Raw genomic sequence first — 17,491 nt, forward strand, 5'->3', positions numbered from 1 at the left:
GTCCCGCCCCTGCCGCCCTCGTCGATCGACGACGGCCCCACCGCCGACTCCCACGACGACGATCACCCCGACCCCACCCGCTACCGCACGATCTGGCTCTCCGATATCCATCTCGGCACGGGCGGCTGCCAGGCGTCGTATCTGCTCGATTTTCTGCGCCACAACGAGTCGGAGTATCTGTACCTCGTGGGCGACATCATCGACGGCTGGCAACTGAAGAAGGGCTGGTACTGGCCGCAGGCGCACAACGACGTCGTGCAGAAGGTGCTGCGCAAGGCGCGCAAGGGCACCCAGGTCATCTACATTCCGGGCAACCACGACGAGAGCGCGCGCCAGTTCTGCAATCTCGCGTTCGGTGACATCCACGTGCGCGAGGAGGCCTTTCACACGACGCTCACCGGCAAACGCCTGTGGGTCGTGCACGGCGATCTCTTCGACGGCGTGATTCAGCACGCCAAGTGGCTCGCCTATCTCGGCGACTCGGCCTACACGCTGATCCTGTTGCTCAACCGCTGGTTCAACCGCGTGCGCGCGAAGCTCGGCTTCCAGTACTGGTCACTCTCGCAGTACCTCAAGCATCAGGTCAAGAACGCGGTGAACTTCATCTCCTCGTTCGAGCGCGTGATGACCGACGAAGCGCGCCGCCGAGGCTGCGACGGCGTGGTGTGCGGCCACATCCACAAGGCCGAGATCCGCGACATCGACGGCATTCTGTACTGCAACGACGGCGACTGGGTGGAGAGCCTGTCCGCGCTCGTCGAAACGTTCGAGGGCGAGTTGCGCATCGTCTACTGGACGGTGAAGCGCGCGCCGGAGGCGCAGGTCTCGACGCGCAAGGCGCGTGTGAGCGCCGCTTGAGTGTCAACTGATACCGCTACGCAGCAGCCATAACCGCAGCGATAACCGCACGACGGAACAACAAGAGGGCCGACGACCGATGAAAGTAATGATCGTGACCGATGCATGGGAGCCGCAGGTCAACGGCGTGGTTCGAACGCTGAAGAACACGACGCGCGAACTGATCGCGCTCGGGCATCAGGTCGAACTGCTCACGCCGCTGGAGTTCCGCACGATTCCGTGCCCCACCTACCCGGAAATCAGGCTCTCGCTGTTTCCGAAGCGGCATCTGAAGGAGCGCATCAGCGCATTCGGGCCCGATGCGATCCACATCGCAACCGAAGGTCCGCTCGGGCTCGCCGCGCGCCGCTACGCGATCGACCACGACCTGCCGTTCACGACCGCTTATCACACGCGCTTTCCCGAGTACGTGCAGGCGCGCTTCGGCGTTCCGCTTTCGGCGACCTACCGCTTCCTGCGCTGGTTCCACAAGCCTTCGCTCGCGGTGATGGCGCCCACGCCGGTCGTCAAGACCGACCTCGAGAAGTTCGGCTTCACGAACGTCGTGCTGTGGACGCGCGGCGTGGATCTCGACATCTTCCGGCCGATGGAGTCGAAGGTGCTCAACACCGCGCGCCCCATCTTCCTGTATGTGGGCCGCGTGGCCGTCGAGAAGAACGTCGAGGCGTTTCTCAAGCTCGATCTGCCTGGCTCTAAGTGGGTGTGCGGCGAAGGCCCGGCGCTCGCCGAGCTGAAGTCGCGCTATCCCCAGGCGAATTACCTGGGTGTCCTGAGCCAGCCCGAACTGGCGAAGGTCTACGCCGCCGCCGACGTGTTCGTGTTCCCGAGCCGCACCGACACCTTCGGTCTCGTGCTGCTCGAAGCGCTCGCATGCGGCACGCCCGTGGCCGCCTACCCGGTGACGGGCCCGATCGACGTGCTGGGCACGGGCGGCGCGGGCTCGATGAACGAAGACCTGCGCGAAGCGTGCCTCGAAGCGTTGAAGATCGACCGCGCCGAGGCGCGCGCCTGGGCCGAGCGCTTCTCGTGGCGCGCCGCCTCCGAGCAATTCGCGGCGCATCTCAAGCCGCGCTCGGGCGCGTCGATGGAGCCTTCCAGCGCCGCGGCCTGAGCACGAGGCCGGCGATGGTCCGCGCTTCGATTGTTCGCGAACGCGCCGGGGATACGGACGGCCCCGGCGCAACCACCTCCCACGCGTGCGATACTGGGGTTCTACCTGGCACCACCATGACGCCACGTCCTCCGTCACCGCCGCATAGCGCCCATGGCGCACGCAGTAACAGTCCGCCAGCCCGCCAGAGTGCCGGCGCCTCGACGCGCGCCGCACGCGCCGCCGAAGCGCTCGATCCGCGCGCGCCGGCTTCTACGACTGTGGTGCCTGGCGTCGCGCCGCAAACCGCATCCGCAAGCGAGCCCGCCAGTCCCACAACGCCTGTAGCGCCGAGAGCAGCCGCACAAGAGCCGCCCGAGTCGCCGCACCTGCACGAACCGCTCGGCCCCGACGATCCGCTCGCCCCGCTGCCCTTCAACCCGTACAAGGGCAACCGCGGCATCACGCGCGCGTGGAAGGCGCTCAAGTACTCGATCAAGGGCTTTCGCGCCGCCATCCGCGAGGAAAGCGCATTTCGCCAGGAACTCACGCTCTCGGCCATCCTCGTGCCGATCGGCGTGTTCATTCCGGTCGAGCCCGTCGAGCGCGTGCTGCTGCTCGGCTCGGTGATCCTCGTGCTGATCGTCGAATTGCTCAATTCGAGCATCGAGAACGCGGTGGACCGTATCGGTCTCGAGCGCAACGAGCTTTCGGGCCGCGCCAAGGACCTCGGCAGCGCGGCCGTCACGCTCGCCTTGCTGCTCTGCGTCTTGACGTGGGGGCTGATTCTCGTACCCCGTTTCGGGCCGCTGCTGCTGCACGGCATCGGCGTACTCTAGCGCCCCGCACCCCCGCGTAGAGCGGGGGGCCCGCCCTTCCCCACGTTCTTGACGGACGCAAGCTGTCGGTGCGTGCGGGCCGTCGGTTTATAATCGAACGACAGTCTTATAACGACCAACCGCGTCCGGGCCGCGCGCACCGCAACATACGAGCGGGCGCCTGCGCCCGGCACAGCATTTTCAGGGCCGGACGACATGGATGCCAAACCTCCCCGCCGTACACGCGAACGGATTCTTGAGTTGTCGTTGAAACTGTTCAACGAGATCGGCGAGCCGAACGTCACCACAACGACCATCGCCGAGGAAATGGAGATCAGTCCAGGCAACCTGTACTACCACTTCCGCAACAAAGACGACATCATCAACAGCATCTTCAGCCAGTTCGAGCAGGAGATCGAAAAGCGTCTGCGCTTTCCCGAGGACCATCGCGCCACCATCGACGAGATGTGGGCGTACCTGCAGTACATGGTCGACTTCACGTGGCGCTACCGCTTTCTGTATCGCGACCTGAACGACCTGCTCGCGCGCAACCGCACGCTCGAGATGCACTTCAAGCAGATCATCAGCCACAAGGTGCACTTCGCGAAGCAGTTCTGCGAGCAGCTCATGGAAGACGGCGACATGGTCGCCACGCCCGCCGAGATCGACGTGATCTCGACCAACATCGGCGTGATCGCCACCTACTGGCTCTCGTACCAGTTTGTGATGAACCCGCGAAAGTACAACGACCAGGAAGCGATTCGCGACGAGCTGCACCAGGTGAGCGTGCAGATCGTCTCGCTGATGGCGCCGTATCTGCGCGGCCGCGCGCGCGAGCTGTTCGACGACCTCGTTTCGGGCAAGCTGCCCAAGCGCGAGTTCTACGATTACCTGCCGCCGCGCGAAGGCGCGGGCGCCGCCAAGGACAACCGGGAATAAAGGCCGAAGCCGAATGAAAGCAGTCTGCGTGTATTGCGGCTCCTCGTTTGGAGCCAATCCGGTTTATACCGAAGCCGCCCAAGCCTTTGGCCGCGCGCTCCTCGACGCGAACCTCGCGCTCGTCTATGGCGGCGGCAAGGTCGGCCTGATGGGTGTGATCGCCGACACCGTGATGGCAGGCGGCGGGCGCGCCATCGGCGTGATCCCCGAGCTGCTGGTGGACAAGGAAGTGGGCCATGCGGGCCTCACCGAACTGCACGTCGTGCCCGACATGCACCACCGCAAGAAGATGATGGCCGACCTCTCCGACGCCTTCGTCGCCATGCCCGGCGGCGCGGGCACGCTCGAAGAGCTGTTCGAGGTCTATACCTGGGCGCAGCTTGGCTATCACCGCAAGCCCGTGGGCGTACTGAACATTAGCGGCTTCTACGATCCGCTCATGGCGCTGCTCGACCACACGGTGCGCGAAGGCTTCATGCGCGAGACCTACCTCGACATGCTGCAAACCGACAGCGACCCTGTCGCGCTGATCGCAAAGATAAAGCGCTATCACGCGCCCGAGAAAGACAAATGGGCGGACTTGCGCGAGAACGTTTGATCTAGCCGCAAGGCGCTGCCCCTCGACAAACCGCAGTCACTACGATGAGTGCATCGCGATGAGCAAGGTTGTCCTGATCACCGGCGCAAGCCGCGGCATTGGCCGCGCGACGGCGCGTCTGCTCGGCGCGCACGGCTGGACCGTGGGCGTCAACTATCTGCACAACGAACCGGCCGCCGACGAAACCGCCGCCGAAGTGGGCCGCGCAGGCGGCCACGCGCGCGTACTGCGCGGCGACGTGGCGAGCGAAGCGGATGTCATTGCGATGTTCGACGCGCTCGAATCGTCCTATGGCCGCATCGATGCGCTCGTGAACAACGCAGGCATTGTGGCGCCCGGCAGCCAGGTCGCCGACATGAGCGCAGAGCGTCTGAAGCGCATGTTCGACGTGAACGTGTACGGCGCGTTTCTGTGTGCACGCGAAGCGGCGCGCCGCATGTCGAAGGATCGCGGCGGCGACGGCGGCGCGATCGTCAACGTGTCTTCTGCTGCCGCGCGGCTGGGCTCGCCTAACGAGTATGTGGACTACGCGTCGTCGAAAGGCGCAGTCGACACGATGACGATCGGCCTCGCGAAAGAACTCGGCCCGCAGGGCGTGCGCGTGAACGCGGTGCGCCCCGGCCTCATCGACACCGAAATCCACGCGAGCGGCGGCCGCCCGGATCGCGCCGCCGTGCTCGGTGCGCAAACGCCGCTTGGCCGGCCCGGCAGCGCCGACGAAGTCGCGCAAACGATCGTGTGGTTGCTGAGCGACGCAGCGTCTTACGTCACGGGCGCCCTGCTCGACGTGAGCGGCGGACGCTGAACAAGCTCGCCGGTTTCAGCTAGAACGACGAACCGCGCTCGCGCAGGAACGCAGTTTCCTCGTCGGTGGACGCGCGGCCCAGTTGCGCATTGCGATGCGGAAAGCGCCCAAAGCGCTCGATGATGTTCGCGTGCCGCACCGCGTAATCGTAGTAGCCCTTTCCTTCCGGATCTTTCCCCAGCTCGCCGAAGAGACGCAGCGATTCGCGCTGCGCTTCGGCATCTTCGGCATGCTCGAACGGCAAATACGCGAATGAGCGATGCTGCAGCGTGGGTAGCCGCAGATCTGCGCCGCTCGCCACCATCGCCCGTGCGATGCCGAGCGCCTTGTCGTCCGCTGAAAACGCTCGCGGCGTGCCGCGATGGCAGTTGCGCGAGAACTGGTCGAGTACGATCAGCACTGCGAGCGCACCCTCGGGCGTCTCGCACCACGCGTCGAGTTCGCCCGCGCACGCGGCGTCGAGCAGCGCGCCGAAGCGTTCACGCAACTTCGCGTCGAACGCTGCGTTCTTGCGGAACCACATCTTGCGCTCGCGGCCGAACTCCTCCGAGCCCGGCTCGCCGAACCAGAAGTCGAGCACTTCGCGGGCGCGAGGATCCAGACTCATTCGGCAAGTTCCAGCACGAGCCGCCGCGTACGCGCGCTCTTCTTTTCGAGCTTCGCCACGCGCAGCGCGCCAATTTCCTGCGTGTTGCGCACGTGCGTGCCGCCGCAAGGTTGCAAATCGACGTTATCGATACGCAGGAGGCGCACACGACCCAAGCCCATCGGCGGCTTCACGCTCATGGTGCGCACGAGTTCGGGACGTTGCGCCATCTCATCGTCGGTGATCCATTCGGTCGCCACCGCGTGCGCGCCCGAAACGAGTTCGGCAAGCCGCGCCTCCACCATGTCGCGCTCGATCGGCTCGACTGTCGCGAAGTCGAGGCGCGCATAGTCGGTCGTGATGCTGCAGCCGTCCACGGGGTATGGGAGGACCGCGCACATCAGATGGCTCGCCGTATGCAGGCGCATGTGCCGGTGGCGGCGCGCCCAGTCGATTTCAGCGCGCACGCGCGCGCCCGCGGCGAGACGCGCGAGCAGCGCTTCCTGGCCGGGCGCAGGAACGTGCAGCGCGTCGTCGGGTGTCGCGCCCTCGAACTTCGCCTTGCGCGTGTCGGCAATCTCGATGCGCGTGCCGTCGGCGAGCACCAGCGCGCCGGCGTCACCGGCCTGGCCGCCGCCGAGCGGATAGAACACGGTCTGGTCGAGCCGCACGCCGTCCTCGCCAACGGCAAGCACGGTCGCTTCGCACTGCGTGAGATAAGCGTCTTCGCGAAAGAGCGCGCGGGTGGTCGTCATTGCGGGTGTCTCCTTGTTTTGCTGATGGCTGCTCACACGAGCCAAAGAAACATTATGGCCGCGAGCCGAAACACCCCGCCGGACGGCCGCGATGCGCGAGTGCCTGACTGTACTGGCTCACGCACCGGCACAATCGAGCGCAACAAGTCAGCCGGGGTGATTGCGCATCCAGTCGGCGGTATCGAAGAACGAGTGCAGCAGGCGTTCGCGCAGCGGCTCCGGCAGGCCCACGTCTTCCATTGCCCAGGCCATGCAGCGCAGCCACTGGTCGCGCTCGGACGAAGCGATTGCGAACGGCAAATGGCGTGCGCGCAGGCGCGGATGGCCGAAGCGCTCGATGTAGTGGTCCGGGCCGCCAAGCCAGCCGCAAAGGAACCAGAACAGCTTGTCGCGCGAACCGTCGAGCGTTTGCGGATGCATCGCGCGGATGCCCGCGAAATCGGCCTCGAGGTCCATCAGGTCATAGAAACGGTCGACGAGCTCGCGCACACGCGCCTCGCCGCCGACGAGTTCGAAGGCCGTGGGTTTTTGCGGCGCTTCGTCGGCTGGATCGGTCATACGGTTGAATCAGAACAAAAAGAGGGACGGCTACACGTGCAAACGCGCTGCCGGAAACCAACAATTCTCGCATAGCGGCGCGCGGCGGGTTGCCGCGGGTTGCGGCACTACGCGTCGCGCAGCGACTGCAGTGCGGGCCGCGCGAGCACGTGCCGCAGGCTGATCCACCCGCCCACGCCCGCGCACACCACGCCCGCCGCGATGCCGGCCGGCAGGAGCCACGGATCGAACGGCAGATAGAACAGAAACACGTGCGTGGCGAGCACGGAGCCCACGGCCTGCGCACCGATCGCCGCCATGAGCCCCGCGAGCGCGCCCACGGAGACGAATTCGGCCACCTGCACTGCGCGCACCTGCTGGTGCGATGCCCCCAGCGCGCGCAGCAGCGCCGACTCGCGCATGCGCTCGTCGCGCGTGCCCGCGAGCGCCGCGTAGAGCACCAGCACGCCGGCGGCGAGCGTGAAAATAAAGAGGAACTGCACCGCGCCGATCACCTGCTCCAGCACGCGCTCGATCTGCGCGAGAATCGGCGCGATGTCGATCGCGGTGACGTTGGGGTAGCGGGCCACGAGACCGTCCACGACCTCGCGCTGCCCAGGCGGCAGGTGAAAGCTCGTGATGTACGTCGCCGGAAAATCGCGCAGCAACTCGGGCGGCATCAGCACGAAGAAGTTCACCTTGAACGAGCCCCAGTCGAGCTTGCGCACGCTCGTCACCGGCGCCGTCACTTCGAGGCCCGTCACGTCGAACTTGAGCACGTCACCGGGCTTCACGTTGATGAGCTTCGCCAGGCCCTGTTCGATCGAGAGTTGCGGCGTGCTCGAATCGCCGTACCAGGCGCCCGCCTCGATACGGTTGTCGTCGGGCAGCTTCGTCGTGTACGAGAGATTGAACTCGCGATCGACGAGCCGGCGCGCGTCCTCGCTCTTGTACGAGTCGGGATTCACGGGCTTGCCGTTGATCGAAATGAGGCGCCCGCGCACCATCGGCTGAAGATCGCTGTCGGCGCCGCCAGCAATGCCATGCGTGCGCAGCCAGGCGGCTACGGCGTCGCGCTGGTCGGGCTGGATGTCGATGAGGAATTCGTTGGGCGCGTCGGGCGGCGTGGATTTGCGCCAGCCTTCGACCAGGTCGTTACGCGTCATCGCGATCAGCAAAAGGCACATGAGGCCGATGGCGAGCGCCGTAATTTGCAGCGCACTCGCGCCCGGCCGCCGTTCGAGCGACGCGAGCGCATAGCGCCACCCCACGCCCGCGCGCGCCTGGCCGGAGAGACGCCCACTGCGCGCCACGCGCGCCGCACACCAGAGCGCCGCGCGCGCCACGCTGGCGAACACGAGCAGGCCGATCGCGAAACCGCCGGCGACGATGCCGCCCAGCTTCAACTCGCCCGCCGCGAGCACGAGCAGCCCCGCGAAGAGCGCAATGCCAACGCCATACGCTGCCCACGCGGCGCGCCCCTCGTCGCCCCACTCGCGGCGCAGCACGCGCACCGGCGGCACACGCGTGAGCGGCAGGAGCGGCGGCAGCGCGAAGCCCAGCAGCAGCACGAGACCCGCGGCGATGCCTTCGAGCACGGGCACCGGGCCGGGCTGCGGCAACACGACGTCGATGAGATTGCCGAGCCACGCCAGTAGCGCGAGATGGCCCGCGTAGCCGAGCGCGACGCCAACCGCGCCGCCCACGAGCCCGAGCCCGGCGAATTCCAGCACGAAGAGCGTGCGCAACGTGCGTTGGCTCGCGCCGAGGCAGCGCATGGCAGCACAGGCGTCGAGATGGCGGCGCGTATAGCGATGCGCGGCCATTGCGATCGCCACCGCCGCGAGCAGCGCCGTAAGGAGCGAGACGAGCGTGAGGAAGTGCCGCGCGCGGTCGAGCGTCTGGCGCACCTGCGGCTGGCCGTCCTGGAGCGATTCGAGCGCGACGCCGCGCATCTTGCCGCCATCCACGCGCGCACGCGCCCAGGACGCGAACTGTGCGACGGCCGGATCGGGGCCCGCCACGAGCAGGCGGTAAGTCACGCGGCTGCCATAGCCGAGCAGCCCGGTCGATGCGACTTCGTCCGCGCGCATCATGAGACGCGGCGAGAAGTTTACGAACGAAAAGCCGCGGTCGAGTTCTTTGGTGATGAGCGCGTTCACCGTGAAGGTGCGCGTGCCGACCTTCACCGTGTCGCCAATATGGAGCTTGAGCGCGTCGAGCAGTTCGTCGTCCACCCAGACTGTGCCTGGCGGCGGAATGCCTTGCGCCGGGTGATCGGGCGCGCCGGGCGCCGCGGCGATGCGCAGCGCGCCGCGCAGCGGATAGTCCGCCGAGACGGCCTTGACGGCGGCAAGGCGCGTGGCTGTGGCGCCCGGGGCGGCGGAAGCGCCCGCCGCTGCCGCAGCTTGCGGCGCCCCCGAACTCACCATGCTCGGAAAGATTGCCGTGGTCGCCGTGCGCAGCGCGAGCGATTGCGCCTCGTGCGTGAACATGGGATCGACGGGATGATCCGCGCGCACGATGAAATCGGCGGCGATCATGCGCCTGGCGTCGCGTTCGAGGCCGCGTTGCAGGCGGTCGGCGAGAAAACCTACGCTGGCGAGCGCCGCCACGGCGAGCACGAGCGCGAGCAGCAGCATGGTTAGTTCGCCCGCGCGCCAGTCGCGCGCCGTCATGCGCGCGGCAAGATGCACGAGATCGGACCAGCCTGGCGTGCTGCGCAAGGCCGCAGTCCCACGCGGGCCGCCTTGCCCGCCGGCGGCACCCGTCGGCTCAGCCTCGACGAAGCCCGGTCCGCCTTCGCTGCGCGGAGGCTTTGCGTTGGAAGAAGGCGCGCCGCCGCTCAATCGTGACGACCCCGCAGTGAAAGGCGCGAAACCATGTGCGTCGCCATGCCGCGAAAACCGCCCTGCACGCCGCGCCACAGACGCGGCAGCGCCCAGGCCGCGAGCACGAGGAACGCCACGAGCATGACGAGAAAGAGCAGCGGCACGAAGAACGCGAGCAGCACGCCCACGAAGGTCATGCCGTCCTCGGCGCTCGAGGTGACGACATTCGACACCGGTTCAGGCGAAAGATTGATGAGCGCGCGCGTGCCCGCCTTGGCGAGATGCGCTGTGCCAGCGAGCGTGCCGCCCGCCAGCGCGGCGACGGTCAGCAGCGCCGGATCGGCATGGCCGAGCGCGCCGGCCGCGAGCACGGCCCCGGCCGGAATGCGGATGAAGGTATGCACCGCGTCCCAGAGCGAATCGAACGCGGGGATCTTGTCGGCGAGGAATTCGAGCACCGTGAGCGCGGCGGCGATGCCGATCACCCACGGCGAAGCGAGCACGGCAAGCGTGTCGGGCAGGTGAATCAGGCCGAGACGTTGCAGTACGCCGGCCATCAACACCGTGAGATAGAGGCGCAGGCCGCTGCCCCAGGACAGGCCCGCTGCTAGCGAAAGTGGTTCCAGCATGGCTGCCTCCTCGCGCGGCGCGGCCGGGGCGCCAGCGCTCCACGCGTGAAGCGGGAGAGCAGGCGCGCAACGCGCACACGCTCGCCGCTCATGCGGCGCGGAGTGTTATCGGGTTATGACCGTTCCATTATAGCCACGCTCGCTGCGGTGCCGCAGCGGTGTTGCGCGGCCGCGGCATAGGGTCCGGACCGATGTATGCGCAGCGAATTTAATCAGGCGGCCGAAGAAAGCTTGAGGCCGATGAGGCCGAGCACGATGAGCGCGGCGCTCGCCACCCGCGCGGCGCTCACGGCCTCGCCCATCATGACGATGCCGAACACGAACGCGCCGACGGCCCCAATGCCCGTCCAGACCGCATAGGCGGTGCCGAGCGGCAGTTGACGCATGGCCATGGCGAGCAGGACGAAGCTGCCAAGCGCCGTGACCACGGTGAACACCGAGGGCCAGAGTCGCGTGAATCCTTCGGAAGACTTGAGACCGGCGGCCCACGCCACTTCGAGCAGGCCTGCGATGAGGAGAAGAAACCAGGACATGGGGAACGCTCCATTTGAAAAAATGGGGCCGTCCCCGATGACATAAGAGTCTGCAAGGCCGTCCTTACAGACCTGTAATTATAGCACCAAGGTCGTGCACGCTTACTGTACGCCGACCAGCCGATACCCCACGCCCGTCTCCGTAATGATGTGCTCCGGCTGCGCGGGGTCGCGCTCCAATTTCTGCCGCAGATGCGCCATATAGATGCGCAGGTAATGGCTGCTTTCCACATGCGACGGTCCCCAGACCTCGCGTAGCAGTTGCCGGTGCGTGAGCACGCGCCCGGCGTCGCGCACGAGCGTGGCGAGCAGGCGGTACTCGATGGGCGTGAGATGCACCGGCGCGCCTTCGCGCGTGACCTGGCGCAGCCCCAGATCGACGTTCACGGCGCCGAAGCTCACCTGCGGCGCCTCGTTCGCCCCACCGCGGTTGCGCCGGCGCAGTTGCGCGCGAATGCGCGCGAGCAGTTCGGAGACGCCAAATGGCTTCGTGAGGTAGTCGTCGGCGCCGGCGTCGAGCGCGGCCACCTTCTCGCTTTCCTGGGTGCGAGCCGAAAGCACGATCACGGGCAGATCGCTCCAGCCGCGCAGTTCGCGGATCACGTCGAGGCCGTCGGTGTCGGGCAGGCCCAGATCGACGATCACGAGGTCGGGCTTGCGCGTGGCCGCTTCGACGAGGCCCTGCTTGCCGGTCTCCGCGTCGTGCACGACGATGCCCTCGCCCTCAAGCGTTGCGCGCACGAATCGGCGAATCTGTTTTTCGTCTTCGATCAGAACGACGGCGATGCTCGGGTCACTCATTGGCGGGTTTGGGATCGACGTTATTTTGGGGGGCGGCCGGCATCTCGAGCGGCTCGAGCGGCTCAAGCGCTTCGTGTGCCTCCGTGACATCCGTCACATCGGCGGGCAGCGGCGGCGGCGATTCCACGGGCAGCGCGAACCAGAAGGTCGCGCCTTCCACACGGCCGTCGGCGGCGACGCGATTCGCCGCGCCGATTGTACCCCCGTGGGCCTCGACGATCGCCCGGCAGATGGCGAGTCCGAGCCCGATGCCGGGCTTAGCCGACTCCTTCTCGCCGCGCGTGAACTTCTCGAACACGCGCTCGCCCATGCCCGGCGGCAAGCCGGGCCCGTTGTCCTCGATCGAGACGCGCACGAACGGCTGGCCGCCCTCCTCCACGCGGCGCGCGGCGATGGTGAGCGGCGTGTCGGCGGGCGTGTACTTGGCCGCGTTCTCGAGCAGATTCGAGAAAAGCCGCTCCATCAGCACGGCGTCGAGCTGGAGCAGCGGCAAGCCCTCCTCCAGCTTCACCTGCACCGGATGCCGCGCGAGCACGCGGCGGCAGGCGGCGAGCGCGGCGCCCACGGTTTCCTCGAGCAACGTCCACTGGCGATTGAGCTTGAGGCTGCCCGCCTGCAGGCGCGCCATGTCGAGCAGGTTCGTGACGATGCCCGTCATGCGCAGCGCCTCGTCGTGGATCGCCTCGATCAGCTCGCCCGAGTGCGGGTCTTGCGCATCCTCGGGCTCGTGGGTTTGCGCGAGCATCGACGAGAATCCAACGATCGCCGTAAGCGGCGTGCGCAGGTCATGCGAGATGGCCGAGAGCAGCGAGTTGCGCAGCCGCTCCGATTCCATGTTGACGAGCGCATCGCGCGCGATGTCCACGTAGTGCACGCGCTCGAGCGCGAGCGCGATCTGCGCGGCGAACGCGTCGAGCATGCGCTGCTGCTCGGGCACCTGCAGCTCGCGCGCGTCGCGCGTCACGACGGCCAGTACGCCGCGCGTGCGCATCGGCGCCTTGAGCGGCAGGTAGCGCGCCACGGCCGCCGGCAGCGTATCGGTGCCGTTGCCCGCGGGCTTTTGCTGGTCGTACACCCACTGGCCCACGTCGATGTCGAGATTTTCGGCGTCGAGCATGATTTTCGGATCGGGCTCCTCGATCTTCTGCTGCACCTTGTCGGCGCTATCGGGCAGCAGCAGCGCCACGCGCGCGCCGAACACCTCGCTCACGTGGCGGCTGCCGATCGCCACGATCTGCTCTGTGGTGAGCGCCGCGGCCAGCTCGCGCGCCATCGCGTACATCGCGCCGGTGCGCTGCTCGCGCCGCTGGGCGACGCTCGCCTCGCGGCGCAGGCTCGACGTGAGATGGCTGATGACGAGCGAGGTGAGCAGCATGCCGACGAAGGTCAGCAGATATTGCGTATCGCTCACCGAAAGCGACATGCGCGGCGGCACGAAGAAGAAGTCGAAAGCCGCAACGCTCGCGAACGAGAGCATCACGCCCGGCCCGCGCCCGAGCTTCGTCGCCGCGAAGATCACGCCGAGCAGATACAGCATGACGAGATTCGCGAGGTCGATACGGTCGATCAACTGACTCGCGATGAGCGTCACGCAAGCGCAGATCACGAGCGCGGCCGCATAGGCGCGTGGCGGCGAGCGCTCGGCGCCGCCCGCCGCGAGCGCCTCGCGCCACGCGTTGGCGGCGCGGGTTGCGGCGCTTGCCGCGCCAGGCTCGCTGCCCGAGCGCACCGCGTCGCCCGCGCTCGCGCGCACGAGCGTGAGATCGACGTCGCCGGCTTTTTCGGCCAGGCGCTCGCCGAACGGGCGCTTCACCCAACGCGAAAAACCCGTGCGCAACGAGCCGCCCGCCACGAGCTTCGAGACATTGCGCAGCCGCGCGTAGCCGACTAGCGTGGTGGCGGCGTCCTCGCCGGCAAGCGTCGTCGTTTCGGCGCCCAGTTCAGAGGCGAGCTTGAGTGCGGCAAGCGTGCGCTCGCGCGTCGCGTCAGGCAAACGCTGGAGCTTAGGCGTCTCCACATACACGGCGATCCAGTCGGCCTTCAGGCTCGCGGCGAGCCGCGCGGCGGCGCGCACCAATGCACTCGCCTCGGGCCCCGGCCCCACGCAGACGAGCAGACGCTCGCGCGCCTGCCACACATGCTGGATCGAGCGGTCGGCGCGGTACTCGCGCATCTGCGCGTCCACGCGGTCGGCCGTGCGGCGCAGCGCCAGCTCCCGCAGCGCGATCAGGTTGCCCTTGCGAAAGAAGTTGCGCACCGCGCGCTCGGCCTGCGCCGGCATGTAGACCTTGCCGTCGCGCATGCGGTCGAGCAGCTCTTCGGCGGGCAAGTCGACGAGCGTGACTTCGTCGGCGCGGTCGAACACGCGGTCGGGCACGGTCTCCCAGACGCGAATGCCCGTGATCTGCCCCACCACGTCGTTGAGACTCTCGAGGTGCTGCACATTGACGGTCGTGTAGACGTCGATGCCCGCGTCGAGCAGTTCGTACACGTCCTGCCAGCGCTTCATGTGGCGCGCGCCAGTCACGTTCGAATGCGCGAGTTCGTCGACGAGCACGAGTTGCGGCTTGCGTTCGAGCGCGGCGTCGAGATCGAACTCTTCGAGCAGACGCCCGCGGTAGGCAATGCGCTGGCGCGGCATGACGTCGAGGCCGGCGGTGAGCGCAGCGGTCTCGCTGCGCCCATGCGTCTCGACGATGCCGACCACCACGTCCACGCCCTCCTCGGCGCGGCGGCGCGCGGCCTGCAGCATTGCATAGGTCTTGCCGACACCCGCTGACGCGCCGAAAAAAATCTTCAGCTTGCCGCGGCGGCGTTTTTCTTCGTCGCGCTGCAGCCGGTCGAGCAGTTCGTCGGGATCGGGGCGGTTCATGCGGAAGTCGGAATCAATTTCACGCGGGTTGTACCTGGGGCACGAAAGATCGTCTCACCGCGGCGCGGAAATGGCAAACCGCACGCTCGGCGCACGAGGCGTCGAGCGTGCGGGGCGGCTCAACGCTCTCGCTTAGCTAACCTCTTTGCCGTCGAGCGCGAGGTTCAGTTCGAGGACGTTCACGCGCGGCTCGCCAAAAACGCCGAACTGGCGGCCCTTCGTGTAGCGGTCCACGAGCGCCTGCACGTCGTTCGCGCTCAGGTGGCGCGCTTGCGCCACGCGCGCTACCTGGTAGGCGGCCGCGGCCGGCGAGATCTCGGGATCGAGCCCGCTGCCCGAAGACGTCACGAGGTCGGCGGGAATCGGCTGCGAGACATCGGTGCCCGCGGCCTTCAGGGCGGCGATGCGGCCTTTGATCTCGTCGGCGAGCGCCGGGTTGGTCGGCCCGAGGTTCGAGGCGACCGAGCCCGTCGGGTTGTACGGCATCGGCGAGGTTGCCGACAGACGCCCCCAGAAGTACTGAGGCGCATCGAACTGCTGGCCAATGAGCGCGCTGCCCACCACCTTGCCATCGACTTCGACGAGGCTGCCGTTGGCCTGGCGATGGAACGCGGCCTGCCCGAACGCGGTCATCACGGCCGGATACACGAGGCCGGTGATGACCGTCAGCACGGCGAAGATCACGATCAGAGGACGAAACTGCGATTTCATTTTGGTTTCCTATGTATCTATCCGTGTCTGTCCGTACGGCTCAGACCCAGCCGAACGCGGCGAGCACCATGTCGATCAGCTTGATGCACGGGAACGGCAGCAAAATGCCGCCGAGGCCGTAGATCAGCAGATTGCGGCGCAGCAGCGTCGCGGCGCCGAGCGGCCGGTACTTCACACCCTTGAGCGCGAGCGGAATCAGCATCACGATGATGAGCGCGTTGAAGATCACCGCCGAGAGGATGGCCGACGACGGCGAAGTCAGATGCATGACGTCGAGCACGCGCAGTTGCGGATACGTCGAAGCGAACGCCGCTGGAATGATCGCGAAGTACTTCGCCACGTCGTTGGCGATCGAGAACGTCGTGAGCGAGCCGCGCGTCATGAGCATCTGCTTGCCGATCTCGACGATCTCGATGAGCTTGGTCGGGTTCGAATCGAGGTCGACCATGTTGCCCGCTTCCTTCGCGGCCTGCGTACCCGTGTTCATCGCCACGGCAACGTCGGCCTGCGCGAGCGCCGGGGCGTCGTTGGTACCGTCGCCCGTCATCGCCACGAGCTTGCCTTGCGCCTGGTGTTCGCGGATCGTCGCGAGCTTGGTTTCGGGCGTGGCTTGCGCGAGGAAGTCGTCCACACCGGCTTCGGCGGCGATCGCGGCGGCGGTCAGGCGGTTGTCGCCCGTCACCATCACGGTCTTGATGCCCATCTTGCGAAGCTCGGCAAAGCGCTCCTTGATGCCGCCCTTCACCACGTCCTTCAGCTCGATCACGCCGAGCACACGTGCGGTGCCGTCATGCATTTCGGCCACCACGAGCGGCGTGCTGCCACGGCGGGCCACGTCGTCCACGGCGTTATCGACTTCGCCGGGAAAACGGCCGCCGTGCGTTTCGACGTAGTGCTTCACGGCGTCCGCGGCGCCCTTGCGGATCTCGCGGCCCGGCATGTCCACGCCGCTCATGCGCGTTTGCGCGCTGAAGGCGAGGAACACGGCGTGCAGCGAGTGCATATCGCGCTGGCGAATGTTGAAGCGCTGCTTCGCGAGCACGACGATGCTGCGGCCTTCCGGCGTTTCGTCGGAGAGCGACGAGAGTTGCGCGGCGTCCGCCAGCACTTCTTCGGTCACGCCGGGCGCGGGCAGGAACGTCGACGCCTGACGGTTGCCGAGCGTGATCGTGCCGGTCTTGTCGAGCAGCAGCACGTCCACGTCGCCAGCGGCTTCCACCGCGCGGCCCGAGGTCGCGATCACGTTGGCCTGCATCATGCGGCTCATGCCGGCCACGCCAATCGCCGAAAGCAGACCGCCGATGGTCGTCGGAATCAGGCAGACGAGCAGCGCCACGAGCGCCGTGATCGTGACCACGTGGCCCATCTTCGCGGCTTCGACCGAGAACATCGAGAACGGCAGCAGCGTGGCGGTGGCCATCAGCAGCACGATGCTCAGCGCGACGAGCAGGATCGTGAGCGCGATTTCATTCGGCGTCTTTTGGCGCTTCGCGCCTTCGACCATCGCGATCATGCGGTCGAGGAACGCTTCGCCCGGGTTCGCCGTGACGCGCACGACGATCCAGTCGGAGAGCACGCGCGTGCCGCCCGTCACCGACGAAAAGTCGCCGCCCGACTCGCGGATCACCGGCGCCGATTCGCCCGTAATGGCCGATTCGTCCACCGACGCCACGCCTTCGATCACTTCGCCGTCCGCCGGAATCGTGTCGCCGGTTTCGACCAGCACCACGTCGCCGCGGCGCAGGTCGGACGCAGTCATGATGCGGATCGGCGCCTTCGGATGCGGCTCGTTGAGCTTCTTGGCCATGACGTCTTTCTTGGCCTGCCGAAGCGACGCCGCCTGCGCCTTCGAGCGCCCTTCCGCGAGGGCTTCCGCGAAGTTCGCGAACAGCACCGTGAACCACAGCCACAGCGCGACCGCGAGGATGAAACCCGCGGGCGCTTCGGCCTGGCCCATGAGCGCCGCGATCCAGAGGATCGTCGTGAGCACGCTGCCCACGTAGACGCAGAACATCACGGGGTTGCGCAACTGCGTGCGCGGTTTGAGTTTTCGGAACGAGTCCACGATGGCCGGGCGCACCAGCGCCGGATCGAACATGGACCGAGTTGCACTATGCTGATTCATTTT

The 17,491-nt window shown here is 67.1% G+C and carries 16 protein-coding genes; 6 read left to right on the plus strand and 10 right to left on the minus strand.

Annotated elements, in window-relative coordinates:
* From VSR72_RS40505 to VSR72_RS40530, 6 genes are all read left to right on the plus strand, one after another.
* The coding region (locus VSR72_RS40505) for a UDP-2,3-diacylglucosamine diphosphatase (RefSeq protein ID WP_342957806.1) at window positions 1-858 on the plus strand (858 nt) is incomplete at its 5' end.
* 79 nt (window positions 859-937) lie between these two features.
* On the plus strand, window positions 938-1,969 hold the full coding sequence (locus VSR72_RS40510) for a glycosyltransferase family 1 protein (RefSeq protein WP_342957807.1): 1,032 nt from the start codon (window positions 938-940) through the stop codon (window positions 1,967-1,969).
* A 116-nt stretch (window positions 1,970-2,085) separates the two neighbouring features.
* Window positions 2,086-2,787, plus strand: coding sequence for a diacylglycerol kinase (locus tag VSR72_RS40515; protein WP_342957808.1), 702 nt, complete (start codon window positions 2,086-2,088; stop codon window positions 2,785-2,787).
* 195 nt (window positions 2,788-2,982) lie between these two features.
* A complete protein-coding gene (locus VSR72_RS40520; RefSeq protein WP_254336471.1) occupies window positions 2,983-3,705 on the plus strand; it encodes a TetR/AcrR family transcriptional regulator in 723 nt (240 codons plus the stop codon).
* A 13-nt stretch (window positions 3,706-3,718) separates the two neighbouring features.
* Window positions 3,719-4,303 carry a TIGR00730 family Rossman fold protein gene (locus tag VSR72_RS40525; protein WP_342957809.1) on the plus strand — a complete coding sequence of 195 codons (585 nt, stop codon included), beginning with the start codon at window positions 3,719-3,721 and terminating at the stop codon, window positions 4,301-4,303.
* 58 nt (window positions 4,304-4,361) lie between these two features.
* Complete coding sequence (locus tag VSR72_RS40530) at window positions 4,362-5,108, plus strand: SDR family oxidoreductase (RefSeq protein ID WP_342957810.1); 747 nt, start codon at window positions 4,362-4,364, stop codon at window positions 5,106-5,108.
* 19 nt (window positions 5,109-5,127) lie between these two features.
* Here the strand turns inward: VSR72_RS40530 and VSR72_RS40535 are convergent, their stop codons facing one another.
* The 10 genes from VSR72_RS40535 to kdpB form a co-directional block, all read right to left on the minus strand.
* Window positions 5,128-5,715, minus strand: coding sequence for a DUF924 family protein (locus VSR72_RS40535; protein ID WP_342957811.1), 588 nt, complete (start codon window positions 5,713-5,715; stop codon window positions 5,128-5,130).
* Window positions 5,712-6,449 (minus strand): alanyl-tRNA editing protein, encoded by a 738-nt coding sequence (locus tag VSR72_RS40540; protein WP_342957812.1) that lies wholly within the window; start codon window positions 6,447-6,449, stop codon window positions 5,712-5,714. Before VSR72_RS40540 ends, VSR72_RS40535 begins: the two co-directional genes overlap by 4 nt.
* A 147-nt stretch (window positions 6,450-6,596) precedes the next feature.
* The gene (locus VSR72_RS40545; RefSeq protein ID WP_158757369.1) at window positions 6,597-7,007 is read right to left on the minus strand and encodes a group II truncated hemoglobin; all 411 of its coding nucleotides are present in this window, start codon (window positions 7,005-7,007) and stop codon (window positions 6,597-6,599) included.
* Window positions 7,008-7,114: 107 nt separating this feature from the next.
* Window positions 7,115-9,664 (minus strand): FtsX-like permease family protein, encoded by a 2,550-nt coding sequence (locus VSR72_RS40550; protein ID WP_342957842.1) that lies wholly within the window; start codon window positions 9,662-9,664, stop codon window positions 7,115-7,117.
* Between the two features lie 167 nt (window positions 9,665-9,831).
* Window positions 9,832-10,446 (minus strand): DUF4126 domain-containing protein, encoded by a 615-nt coding sequence (locus VSR72_RS40555; RefSeq protein WP_042272294.1) that lies wholly within the window; start codon window positions 10,444-10,446, stop codon window positions 9,832-9,834.
* A gap of 212 nt (window positions 10,447-10,658) precedes the next feature.
* Window positions 10,659-10,979: a quaternary ammonium compound efflux SMR transporter SugE gene (sugE, locus tag VSR72_RS40560; RefSeq protein ID WP_254319094.1), complete on the minus strand. Its 321-nt coding sequence runs from the start codon at window positions 10,977-10,979 to the stop codon at window positions 10,659-10,661.
* A 102-nt stretch (window positions 10,980-11,081) separates the two neighbouring features.
* The gene (kdpE, locus tag VSR72_RS40565) at window positions 11,082-11,780 is read right to left on the minus strand and encodes a two-component system response regulator KdpE (RefSeq protein WP_028205706.1); all 699 of its coding nucleotides are present in this window, start codon (window positions 11,778-11,780) and stop codon (window positions 11,082-11,084) included.
* Window positions 11,773-14,652, minus strand: a complete 2,880-nt coding sequence (locus tag VSR72_RS40570; RefSeq protein ID WP_342957813.1) for a sensor histidine kinase KdpD — start codon at window positions 14,650-14,652, stop codon at window positions 11,773-11,775. The genes kdpE and VSR72_RS40570 overlap by 8 nt, the downstream gene beginning before the upstream one ends.
* A 132-nt stretch (window positions 14,653-14,784) precedes the next feature.
* On the minus strand, window positions 14,785-15,363 hold the full coding sequence (kdpC, locus tag VSR72_RS40575; RefSeq protein WP_342957814.1) for a potassium-transporting ATPase subunit KdpC: 579 nt from the start codon (window positions 15,361-15,363) through the stop codon (window positions 14,785-14,787).
* Between the two features lie 40 nt (window positions 15,364-15,403).
* Window positions 15,404-17,488, minus strand: a complete 2,085-nt coding sequence (kdpB, locus tag VSR72_RS40580) for a potassium-transporting ATPase subunit KdpB (protein ID WP_342957815.1) — start codon at window positions 17,486-17,488, stop codon at window positions 15,404-15,406.
* Window positions 17,489-17,491: the final 3 nt, after the last annotated feature.

Source organism: Paraburkholderia sp. JHI869 (genome assembly GCF_038900775.1).
In the GTDB taxonomy this organism is placed as follows: domain Bacteria; phylum Pseudomonadota; class Gammaproteobacteria; order Burkholderiales; family Burkholderiaceae; genus Paraburkholderia.